General features: G+C 51.0%; 8 protein-coding genes, 2 tRNA genes and 2 pseudogenes. 9 read left to right on the forward strand and 3 right to left on the reverse strand.

Features of this window, described 5'->3' with window-relative positions; genetic code table 11:
* Positions 1-82: 82 nt before the first annotated feature.
* The 4 genes and pseudogenes from K5I40_RS01990 (at position 83) to K5I40_RS02005 (ending at position 3610) form a co-directional block, all read left to right on the forward strand.
* A pseudogene (locus K5I40_RS01990) lies at positions 83-1695 on the forward strand (sensor histidine kinase).
* On the forward strand, positions 1692-2417 hold the full coding sequence (gene dcuR, locus K5I40_RS01995) for a two-component system response regulator DcuR (RefSeq protein ID WP_223073811.1): 726 nt from the start codon (positions 1692-1694) through the stop codon (positions 2415-2417). The pseudogene K5I40_RS01990 and the gene dcuR overlap by 4 nt, the downstream one beginning before the upstream one ends.
* 219 nt (positions 2418-2636) lie before the next feature.
* On the forward strand, positions 2637-3434 hold the full coding sequence (mtfA, locus tag K5I40_RS02000) for a DgsA anti-repressor MtfA (protein WP_039032533.1): 798 nt from the start codon (positions 2637-2639) through the stop codon (positions 3432-3434).
* Positions 3435-3534: 100 nt separating this feature from the next.
* Positions 3535-3610, forward strand: a tRNA-Asn gene (locus K5I40_RS02005).
* Between the two features lie 73 nt (positions 3611-3683).
* On the opposite strand, the gene K5I40_RS02010 is transcribed toward K5I40_RS02005, so the two are convergent.
* From K5I40_RS02010 to nac, 3 genes are all read right to left on the reverse strand, one after another.
* Positions 3684-3986 carry a helix-turn-helix transcriptional regulator gene (locus tag K5I40_RS02010; RefSeq protein WP_223073810.1) on the reverse strand — a complete coding sequence of 101 codons (303 nt, stop codon included), beginning with the start codon at positions 3984-3986 and terminating at the stop codon, positions 3684-3686.
* Between the two features lie 297 nt (positions 3987-4283).
* The gene (gene cbl, locus K5I40_RS02015) at positions 4284-5234 is read right to left on the reverse strand and encodes an HTH-type transcriptional regulator Cbl (RefSeq protein ID WP_039030218.1); all 951 of its coding nucleotides are present in this window, start codon (positions 5232-5234) and stop codon (positions 4284-4286) included.
* 96 nt (positions 5235-5330) lie between these two features.
* Positions 5331-6248, reverse strand: a complete 918-nt coding sequence (gene nac / locus K5I40_RS02020; RefSeq protein ID WP_039030219.1) for a nitrogen assimilation transcriptional regulator NAC — start codon at positions 6246-6248, stop codon at positions 5331-5333.
* A 319-nt stretch (positions 6249-6567) separates the two neighbouring features.
* Between nac and K5I40_RS02025 the strand changes: the two genes are divergently transcribed.
* The 5 genes and pseudogenes from K5I40_RS02025 to K5I40_RS02045 all read left to right on the forward strand — a co-directional run bounded on the left by K5I40_RS02025 (position 6568) and on the right by K5I40_RS02045 (position 11699).
* Positions 6568-6643 (forward strand) — tRNA-Asn (locus K5I40_RS02025).
* 161 nt (positions 6644-6804) lie between these two features.
* Positions 6805-7545 (forward strand): annotated as a pseudogene (locus K5I40_RS02030) (tyrosine-type recombinase/integrase); the annotation flags it as partial.
* A 255-nt stretch (positions 7546-7800) separates the two neighbouring features.
* Positions 7801-8448 (forward strand): hypothetical protein, encoded by a 648-nt coding sequence (locus K5I40_RS02035; RefSeq protein ID WP_251929506.1) that lies wholly within the window; start codon positions 7801-7803, stop codon positions 8446-8448.
* Positions 8449-8454: 6 nt separating this feature from the next.
* On the forward strand, positions 8455-10206 hold the full coding sequence (locus K5I40_RS02040; protein WP_251930992.1) for a hypothetical protein: 1752 nt from the start codon (positions 8455-8457) through the stop codon (positions 10204-10206).
* Positions 10134-11699: a hypothetical protein gene (locus tag K5I40_RS02045; protein ID WP_251930993.1), complete on the forward strand. Its 1566-nt coding sequence runs from the start codon at positions 10134-10136 to the stop codon at positions 11697-11699. The genes K5I40_RS02040 and K5I40_RS02045 overlap by 73 nt, the downstream gene beginning before the upstream one ends.

An 11699-nucleotide genomic window follows, 5' to 3' on the forward strand; every position in this document is an offset into this window, starting at 1 on the left:
TGCCGCCCTCCGTTTTACATCCCTTTTACAAATTAGCGCCATCAGCGATAATGCCCTCCTTTCTGTATTTACCGGAGTTTCAATGCGCGATTTGCCGCCCCTTCCCTCCACGCACAAGCGCCCAATGAAACTCAACACGCTGGTCACATTGATGGTGTACAGCGTGACGGGCGCGGTGCTGCTGGTGATTTTTGTCCTCTATTTCGCGCAAATCACCCGGGCCACCCGTGACGGGGTGCGGGATACCGCCCTGGCGGTTGCCAGAACGCTGGCCGACAGCCCGGAGGTTATCCGCGGCTTGTCGCTCCCGCCGGAGAGCAACATTATTCAGCCCGTCGCCCTGGCCGTAATGCAGCGCAACAACCTGCTGTTTGCGGTTGTCACCAATATGCAAGGGATCCGCTATTCGCATCCCAACAGCACTCTGCTGGGCAAAGCTTTTATTGGCGACGATCTCCGCCCCGCGCTGGAGGATAAAGAAAATGTCGCCATCAATCACGGGGTGCTCGACGAGGCGCTGCGCGTGTTCACGCCGGTCTACAACGCACAGCATCAGCAGATTGGAGTGGTTGCGGTGGGGATCTCGCTCAATAAAGTCGAACAGCAGATCGCCCGCAACCGCTGGGATGCCATCTGGCTGGTACTGTTCAGCGCGCTGCTGGGGGCGCTCGGCGCCTGGGGGCTGGTCAGAATGCTGAAGCGCGTTCTGTTCGGACTGGAACCCTGGCAAATCTCAGCCCTGCTGGAGCAGCGTCAGGCGATGCTGCAATCCCTGCGCGAGGGCGTCATTGCCGTAGATCAGCAGGGGCATGTGACGATGGTCAACCATGCCGCCCGGCAGATCCTGAATATCAGCGCCAGCAGCAATACCCTGCATGAAGCCCCGCTGCTGGCGAACCTTCGCGAGGTGTTACGTAGCGGACAATCCCTTGAGGACCAGGAGATCAACTGCCACGGTCGATTGTTGCTCTGTAATACTTTGCCCGTGAAAAGCGATAATCAGCTGATGGGTGCTATCACCACTTTTCGCGATAAGACCGAAATCAGTGAGCTTCTGCAGAGACTGGACGGCATGGTGAACTATCTCGATGCCCTGCGCAGCCACTCCCACGAGTTTATGAATAAGCTGCATGTGATCCTCGGGCTGCTGCATATGAAGCAATATGCCAGACTTGAAGAGTACGTCCTGCTGACCGCCAATACCTGGCAGAGCGATGTCGGCACGCTGCAGCGCAACGTCAAATCGCCGGTGGTTGCCGGGTTTTGCTGAGCAAAATCAACCGTGCCAGAGAACTGGGGGTTAGCCTCACACTCTCTGATGCCAGTCAGGTTCCCGATAACCCGAACGCGCAGCAGGTCGCAGGCCTGGTTACCGTGCTCGGTAATCTGATTGAAAATGCGCTTGATGCCATGGCAACGCAGGGCGAAGGGGAAATCAGTCTGCTGCTGCATTATCAACAGGGCTGGCTGAGTGCCGAGGTGAATGACGATGGCCCGGGTATCGCCCCTGAGCATCTGCAGGCCATTTTTAGCAAAGGTTTTTCCACCAAAGGTGATAACCGGGGGGTGGGACTCTTCCTCGCCCGTCAGCAAATCGAAAATCTGGGCGGGGAGATCGCCGTAGAATCTGAGCCGGGCGTGTTTACCCAGTTTTTTGTGCAACTCCCCTGGGACAGTGAAAGGAATAACGCGTGATACATGTTTTGATTGTTGATGACGATGCCATGGTGGCCGATCTTAACCGCCAGTACGTAGACCGGGTCGAGGGATTTTGCTGCTGCGGCATTGCCACTTCCCTTGCAGAGGCTGAAGCCGTACTGCACTCCCCTGCCCGACAGGTGGATCTGATCCTGCTGGATGTCTATATGCAGCGCGACAGTGGCCTGAGCCTGCTGCCGACGATCCGCGCGTCCGGGCGTAAAACGGACGTCATTATGATCACCTCGGCCTCGGACGCCACCACCCTTCAAACCGCCATGCATTATGGCGTGGTGGATTACCTGATCAAACCGTTTCAATTTCCGCGTTTTGCCGAGGCGTTGAACGGCTGGTGCAAGAAAAAACAGCTGATGGATTCGCACCAGTATTATGAGCAGGCAGACGTTGACCGACTGCTACGCGGTGGTGCGCCGGAGCTGGCGGACAGTCGTCGCCTGCCGAAAGGATTAACCCCTCAGACACTACGTACATTGTGCTTATGGATTGATGCCCATCCGGGGACAGAGTTCTCGACCGACGATCTGGCGAACGCAGTCAATATTTCGCGGGTATCCTGTCGCAAATACCTGATCTGGCTGGCGCAGGTCAACATTCTGCACACCAGCATTCACTATGGCGCAACCGGCCGGCCCGTCTATCGTTATCGCCTGCGTCCAGAGCAGATTGCCCTGCTCAGACAGTATTGCCACCAGGAGTAATGTCCGTAAAACAGCCTCTTCAGGCAAACATCCTGATTTAGCTCACATATATTGTTATGAGGCGGTAAAGGGCTGTTACTTCTCGTAAGCGGAATGATAAGGTAACCAGCGCACAGGAAGTCTGGTGAGAAGCGAGCAGAAATTCTGACGAGTAATCTGGCATTTTAACAGACCATAACCGTTCAATTTTGTTCAAGTAACGAGTTTGCGAGCAAAGCGATGATTAAGTGGCCCTGGAAATCGAATGAATCCGCCCGAAGCGCGGCGCTGCCGTGGGAAGAGGCGCTGGCGATCCCCGTTCTGTCCACTTTATCGGATGAGGATAAATCGCGTCTGGTACAGCTTGCCATGCGGTTCTTACAGCAGAAACGCCTGGTGCCGCTCCAGGGTTTTGAACTCGACGATCGCAAGAGCACCCGTATTGCCCTGCTCTTTTGCCTGCCGGTACTGCAGTTGGGTATCGAGTGGCTGGACGGATTCCATGAAGTGCTGATCTACCCGGCGCCGTTTGTAGTGGACGACGAGTGGGAGGATGACATCGGGCTGGTTCACAGTCAGCGAATGGTGCAGTCCGGTCAAAGCTGGCAGCAGGGGCCGATTATCCTCAACTGGCTGGATATTCAGGACTCCTTCGACGCATCCGGTTTCAACCTCATCATTCATGAAGTGGCTCATAAGCTGGATACCCGTAACGGCGATCGCGCCAGCGGCGTGCCGTTTATCCCGTTACGTGAAGTGGCAGGATGGGAACACGACCTGCACGCTGCCATGAACAACATTCAGGATGAGATCGATCTGGTGGGCGAAAGCGCGGCCAGCATTGACGCTTATGCCGCCACCGATCCTGCTGAGTGCTTTGCAGTGTTATCGGAATATTTCTTCAGCGCCCCCGAGCTTTTCGCCCCCCGCTTCCCGGCGCTGTGGCAGCGTTTTTGCCAGTTTTACCAGCAGGACCCGCTGCAGCGTTTGCGTGAAAATGAAGGACCCGGCGATGATCCCGCCACGCAAGTACACTAAATCAGCAGCCTGAGTCATAATTAATCAATTGAATCAGGGCGTTGAATTTAGTGTTGACACAAAATAGCGAGGCCATTAATATGCGCCTCGTTCACACGATTCCTCTGTAGTTCAGTCGGTAGAACGGCGGACTGTTAATCCGTATGTCACTGGTTCGAGTCCAGTCAGAGGAGCCATATTTGAGAAGCCCGCTTAAGGAAACTTAAGCGGGCTTTTTGCTTTTGCACATTTTTATCAATAAAACTCATCTCAAAGCGCAAAGCCGTAATGGGAGCCATCCGGCAGATCGACCTCCACACGCAGTTTGCCCCCTGCCGCCTCAACATAGCGTTTCAGGGTAGAAAGTTTAATATCGCGCCCGGCCTTTTCCATACCCGCCACCGTCGGCTGCTTCAGGCCCAGCGCCTGAGCCATTTCGTTCTGCGTTTTATTCACTTTCTCGCGCAGTTCAGCCAGATGAATATTGAGAAGCATCTCTTCCGCCAGAACAGTGGCGGCGCTAATGACCTCTGGTTTTTCCTCTGCAAGCAGCTGCTCCAGCGTTCTGCCCATATTTTACTCCTCTCCTTTACTGTTCAGGTAAGCCGTCAATTCGCGATCCGCCAGCACGTTCAACCAACGATCAAACGTATCCGTCGTTTCAATCTTCCACACGAGTCCTCCCTGATAACATAGGTTAAAAACTATATAGGTTAAAGCCTATATTGAAACTATCTTTTTTACCGGGAAAGAGGAAGTGTGGCTGAGGGAAACTGGATGAGATTTCGCAAGAAACATCTTCATGCAATGTAACTGTGTTCATTGCTGGAAGCGACACAGAAAAAACCCCGCATGGCGGGGTCGTTCAGGCTATATCTGGTAGTCAATCGCCGCTTCTTCCGGCTCCATGACCTGACGTTTAATCTCATCCACCGACAGCCCGGCGTTGCAAAGTTCGATAAAGCGCCAGACATAGTTGCGCTGCAACTGTCCCCGCTTAAGCCCAAGCCAGACGGTGTTGGCATCAAACAGGTGGCGAGTATCGAGACGTAGCAAATTCCCCTGCTCGCGCTCGTCGCCGGACTGTTCCGCCACCAGCCCGATCCCCAGCCCCAGCTCGACGTAGGTTCGGATCACGTCGGAGTCCTGGGCGCTGAGCACCACATCCGGCGTCAGCCCTTTGCGGTTAAAGGCTTCATCGATGCGGGAGCGGCCGGTGATGCCCTGGCGATAGGTGATTAACGGCCATTTGGCGATAGCCTCCAGCGTCAGCGGGGAGACCTGCGTCAGCGGATGGTCGACCGGCAGCAGCAGGCTGTGATGCCAGCGAAACCACGGGAACGCCGCCAGCAGCGGATCGTTGCTTAAGCGCTCGCTGGCGATGCCGATATCCGCCCCGCCGTTTTGCAGCAGCACTTCTATCTCCTGCGGCGTGCCCTGGATCAGCTCCAGACGCACATCCGGGAACAGCTCCCGGAAGGCCTTGATCACCGGCGGCAGGCTGTAGCGGGCCTGAGTGTGGGTGGTGGCGATGGTCAACACGCCGGAGGCATCGTTGGTGAAGAGATCGGCCAGACGGCGCACGTTGCTCGCTTCGTTGAGAATGCGTTCGGCGATGGTCAGCAGCGCCTTGCCGGGCTCGGTCATCCCCAGCAGGCGTTTGCCGCGGCGAATGAAAATCTCAATGCCCAGCTCCTCTTCCAGCTCGCGGATATGGCGGCTGACGCCCGACTGGGAGGTGTAGAGCATGTTGGCGACCTCGGTCAGGTTGTAATCCCGACGGGCCGCCTCACGGATAATTTTAAGTTGCTGGAAATTCACGCTTCACTCCGGCGAATCTGACATGACGCTATTGTTAGAGTGTGCCCGTCGTGAGAACAAATAATAAAAACCCGCAACTTATACCTTTATGGAATATCAGCTCACCAGCTGTAGCTCGCGATTCTCCAGTGACGGGCGGCTCACCAGCGACATGAGGATCTCTTTCACCGCCTGCGCCTGTGGTGATAAAGATCCGCGGGCAGAGACATTAAGCGACAACGGCAGGCTCATCGACGGCGAGGAGATTCTCGCCATCCAGCCATTGGCAGCACTGGAAAGCGAGCGCGCGGCGGATTCAGGCAGAACCGTTACGCCCATCCCGCTGGCAATGGCGGCGGTCAGGGTAGATATTGAGTCGATTTCACCGATGATTTTTGCCGTCAGGCGGCGCAGAGAGAAGGCCTCATCGACGCGCAAACGCACGGCGCTGTAATCGCGGGGTAAGAACAGATTCATCTCCGCTACGGCGTTTAAATCCACGCTCTGTCCCGGACAATCCCGCGTGCCTACCAGAAAGAGATCTTCTTTCAGTACCGGCTGGCTGGTGATCCCCGCCACAGGGGAACGATCGTATAGCACCGCCATATCCAGCTGCCCGCTGAGTAATTTATCGTTCAGCGCCGCGCCGCTGTTTTCGTGCAGGTAGACCAGCACCTCCGGTAGTTCTGCGCGCACTGCCTGTAATAACGGCATGGTCACAGACGAGGCCGCCGTGCCCGGCGCCAGCCCAATCGAGACCTGCCCGGTTAGCGTCTGGCCGACATTGCACACCGCAAGCTGCGCCTGCTCACACTGGCGCAAAATAGTGCGTGCATGAGTGTAGAGGATCTTGCCGGCTTCAGTGGGCGTTACGCCGCGTTTCGTGCGGATCAACAGCTGCTGATCGAGTTCACCTTCCAGAGTGGCCACCTGCTGGCTCAATGCCGGCTGTGCGATATGCAACACTTCAGCAGCCTGGGTCAGGCTACCGATATCGACGATTTTTACGAAGTATTTCAGTCGTCTTAAGTTCATTTTGCCCCCTGTACGAAATGCGTTGCCGGTTCCGGCGCGAATGTACAGAGGGTTTTGCAAGATGCTTGCCAGTTTTTAAAAGAGGTCCGATATGTCCGCTAAGCGGCTGAAAATAAGGAAATCCAATTGCTGTCGCGGCTTTTTGAAGTGAAACAGCGGTTTATGATCTGCCCCATTCGGGGTATATCCGCACCAAAAACGTGCAAACCGCTGTGGAAAACGCCACTTTGCTGATTTTGTCAGCAAACGATACCAGCAGGTGGGATCACCCTTTGACAAGTGCACCTGACGTCGATAATATGCGCCCCGTTCACACGATTCCTCTGTAGTTCAGTCGGTAGAACGGCGGACTGTTAATCCGTATGTCACTGGTTCGAGTCCAGTCAGAGGAGCCATATTCCCGTTTTCAGGCGTACTTATAAGTCCCTATTAGATTAGGTTTCAATAAGTTAGCGTGAAAATCTTTCCCGATGTGTATCTGGTTTTCCCTCCGCATCCGGCGAAATTGGTGGTCTGATTTAGGGTCATTTCAGTTCGATAATGAAGTGACCACCATATGTCTCTGTCCGTCGCGAAAATCCGCACTATCAAGCTTTTTGATAAACCCTTTAAACTGACCGATTCTCATGGTCTGTATCTGCTTGTCAATCCGGGCGGTTCACGCTTCTGGTATCTCAAATATCGCTTCAACCTAAAAGAATCCCGCATTGCGTTAGGCGCCTATCCGCAGGTTTCGCTTGCCGATGCCGGCCAGCAGCGCGACGGTATCCGTACACTACTGGCGCAGAATATCAATCCCGCACAACAACGTATGACTGAAAAAGCCGCCACGTCACCGGAAAAATGCTTTGAGGCCGTTGCGGTGGCATGGCATAAAACCAACAAAAAGTGGTCGGCTGACGATGCAGAGTGCATTCTTGCCAGTATGAAAAACCATATTCCTAGCAGTCGGCCATCTGCCCGTCACTCTGCTGAAAACGCAGCATTTCACGGCGTTATTGAAAGTTATCGAGGATAAAGGCTTTCTGGAAGTCGCATCCCGTCCTCGGCAGCAACTCTGCAACATCATGCGTTACGCCGTTCAGCAGGGACTGACTGAAAACAATCCGGCGCTGCATCTGTAAGGCGTCAACGCGCCGCCGGTTAAAAATCATTATCCTGCCCTGCCGCTGGAGCGGTTGTCCGAGTAGCTGGAGCGCATCGGTGACTATCGCGGCAGTTAACAAGACTGGCGGTAGCGCTGACCCTGCATCTGTATATCCGTTCCAGCGAACTGCGCTTTGCCCGCTGGAGGGAGTAAATGAAACCGCTTTCGGTCGAAAACGGCAAGGGGAAGTCGTGGAATACAGATCGCAGATTGTTATAAAAAAGGGTCCCGCAGCACAAGAGCCAGATGTATAACACACCATCAAATCATCCAGCCAATAAATGTATTATAAGCGTTGTTTTATAAAGAGAAATTAATATTAAACATTGAAATGATACCCGATCGGCGTAACATGAATTTGCTGAAATTTTACTCTTCGATAACCCGACATGGATGAGGTGAAATGTGAGTGCCCCTTTATTACGTTCCTACAATGCCGTTATTGAATACACCCTTTCTCAAGCAAGAAAATCCCAAACTACCCGTCGTATCGCAGGATTTTGCCAGCTTCAGGGGCCAACAGGTAGCGGGAAGACGAGCTCGCTTTATCGTCCTGGCCATGAAGACAGCACACTTCCGGCACTGGAATCCATTAAAAAGGCAGGCTTTCAGGCCATTCTGGTAACCCACCGCTGGAACATACTGCACGACATTTATGAAAAAACAGCGGAACATAAAGACAGTAACGGAGAGCCATTCAAGGTCAGCGTGCTTTATGCACAAGAAGAACAGATTGTATCTGCCGTTGAAGCGAAACAGTTACCTCATGAGACAAATATTTCTCCAGCTTCGTTACCCAACCCTTTTACGTCTATCGATGAGTTGCATGCCAGTAACCTGTTTGCCAGAAAGGATATGGCTGAAAAATTGCGCAAAAGTTGCAACAATATACTTCGTATCAACAGAACGCTAAAAAATTATCCATCCCATTTTCGGGCCGCCATCGCCAGTGAGAAAGAAGCGCTAGTCAATTCGTGTACAGCGGTAGAAATAACGCTGATTCAGAATATTAAATCTCTGGATAAAGAATTCAAAAAGCAAAAACAAAAATAAGGCGAAATGAATGAACTTACGCAAGCAGCGAAGCAGCGGCTCGATGATTTCCGTCGTCATGCCTGGATTAGACGAATTCTTCCCGCCATTGCCTGGCGTGACGAAAAGCAACATCTGCTGATCATGACAACCCAAAAGCTGGTTTCATCATTTTACGATGGGCGGCGAAAAGTACGTATGTCCAGCAAAGAGTTACGTAATCACATCATTTTTATTGACGAATTTGATTATCAGGCCGAGGTATTACAGGAGTATCTGGCTCAGGCCCAGTGGGTTCAGGAGCCGCCAGAATGTCTGGGCCAATTGCTGGATGGGGGGCGCAGGTTGTTGCAACGTATGCAGCATGTTGCAACAGAGCCAGCTCCGATGATCCGTATGCGCTTGGCTGAGTTTCTTGAAAATCTGGAAAATACGTTAGTTGAGAAAGATGTAGATTTAACACACGCCAGATCGCTGGTTATGCCACTACAACAATATCTGACAGGTGAGTCATTCGGTGAGCATTACTTATTTCGTTCTGATCATTTAGTCACCAGCGAGCGGCTCATTATGCGAAAAGCGGAGCATGGATATGAAATTATAAAACCCAACGCTTTACCTCAGGACAATAAGTCAATAATTGATATCAGCGATTTTTTACGTCTCATGGAAAAATTTATTCGGCAGTTTAACCTGATGCTAACGGATCTGACAGCCAGTGAAGACGAAGCGCATGAATATATTAAAAAATTAACCCGCCTTCTGTTCGACCCTGTCAATGACTATAGGCCATCATACTATGGCTCAACCCTGCCAAATATGTCCCGGTTTTTGTTACCACGTACCGAGCTGCCAGAACTGCGGGAACTAAGAAAAAATAATATTTTGCCCAATACTCATGCCAGTATTTTTGGGTTAACTAACTGGTTGCTGAAACAAAATGTTGTGGATACCGATATCGATCCATTACGAATACAGATCAAGCGTGCGTTTTTGCCCACAACAGCAGAAGGTCTACTATTGTCACTAGCCAGCCGTAATCTCGTTTTTGCACTATCGGCCACATCATATATTGAAAGGGCCTGCAACCACTTTGATGTCCGGTGGGTAAACTCAGCCTTACGCTATATTGCGGAAGCACGTAACCCCGCAGTTACGAAAAGCTATCTCGGAACAACTTTTGAAAACCGACCTGATTCCTGGTTTAAAGAACCGATACCCTATGTTCAGACAGATGATGACCTTCAGTTACAGAATACCGCGATAGAAGAGATTAATAGCAGCAAGGAAAGCATCAGAAAGACACAACTGAATACTGAGATCCATGATTTTAATAAAATAAAGAACAGCCCGCATTCAGCCGATTTGCTCGCTTCTCTGCCCCCCGCCTTTTTCCAGAATGATGATGAACCTTCAACAGATTTCGAATCAGAATATCGCCAGAATATTCTACTTAAACTGCTTGATGTGCTGGATCTGGCAGGGAAAAAACCTCAGCACCGAGGACATCTGGCTTTCGTTAATTCCATATCTTATTTAAGAAAATGGCTAACTGCTGCAATAGCGACACAAAGCAGAGATTGCCTAACATGGTTAAAACTGGACCCGCCTTTATCCGACAATCTTCTGCTAAAGAATTTTACTGATGTGTTTATCCCATTGACCATACATAACGAGCCCGCACTAATCTGTCTGTTAACCGCAGAATGCCAGAAAAAAAGGGCTTCAGTGATGCCTATCAGGCCGCATTTGCTTCCCGGCGTATTGTTATTGTGCTGACACAAACTGCCTCTGCCACTAACGGTATAAATCTGGATTTTAGCTTGCCTGAATCCGGCAAAAATATGGATTTGACCTGTTTATATTTACTGGAATCACGGCATTATTACTTTTCCGCTTTCCAGACCAGTGCAGATAGCAATGATGATATGGCTCATGCAGGCTTCCAGTTACGCAATCTGGAAAAACTACTCCGTGCAGGAGAAATTTCACGTAAACAGCATCAGCGCTTCATCCTGCCACTGATGCTGAACCGGAAGAACGAAATTTCCCGGTTAAACGGAGAGTATAAGAGAACCAGCGATTATATAAAAAATACGGCAGCCAATGTTCAACAGCAGGTTGGTCGTATTGAGAGGGCCTGGTGTGAAGTACCCACCGCTGAGATTCAGCTTGATTCTGAACTGGCAAAAGATCTGTCCCGCTTTGCTTCACTGCCTATTTATACATCAAATCGTCGACAGCTTTCCGCACTCAATCGTCAATTACTGGATACACTTCGGGAGCGTGATGAACTGACACAGAGCAATTTCTTCAGCCAGCTCATGACGCCGACACAGCCTGGAAAACTAGCATTGGATTATATCGATCAGCGGCTGGTTCCGGCTATTCGGTTATTACGGGAACAGTCAACACCAAGAGATGACATCCCATTACTCTGGCGACAACTCGGTAAAGCAGTACTTCAACATGATTTAGCCTGGGAACCGGGAAAAAACGCTTTCGACATTGATCTTGAATTATATAAATGGGCTTGCTTTGAAAAACCGAAACTAGCTAATACTGACGGCAAAATCTGGTACTCCCCACAGACATGGCGGTTTTTTGACAAAGCAGCAGAAGGGCTGCGCCAATACAACCCTCAGAAACTTTATCAGTATATCCAACGTCATCCTGCCATTACTGACTGGTTCAACCGTAAAGGTTACAGAACGTCTATTATGCCCTTCGCGAACGATTTGGAAGAACGTTACGCATTCCATCCACTTGTTGTACAACGCCTGCTAATGGGACGTCTGGGAGAAGAGGCTATCCGGGCACTTCTTTATTCAGAGAGCATCATTACCACCGGTCAGGTGAGCAATCACCGGCTTTTTGAGCTATATGATTTCAGCATAAAAAATTCTGATTATCGTGTGGATGCTAAGTTCTGGAGACAAGATACTCTCGATAAGGCAGATGAAGAATATCAACAATGGTTGGCGTTTGGCGCAAATCAAGAGCATACCCCTCTGGGTTTGAGTAAAAAACTGGCACAAATTCGCGCTATCGAGGGTAATAAAACCAAATTGGTTATCGCCAACTTTGTTGCTCCACATGCTAATAGTCAATTACTGGGTTTCTCTCACCAATTAACCCCTGTTCAAAATCCTTATAATGCGGACATTCTGGTTCTCGGCGGGTGTGTGACCCCGGACACAGTTTCAGTGGAAACACCCGGATTCGGGCAACTCAAAAAAATCATTAATCAAAACATTATGGAAAGAGCATAA

The sequence above is a fragment of the Leclercia sp. LTM14 genome, assembly GCF_023736175.1.
Classification (GTDB): domain Bacteria; phylum Pseudomonadota; class Gammaproteobacteria; order Enterobacterales; family Enterobacteriaceae; genus Enterobacter; species Enterobacter barmai.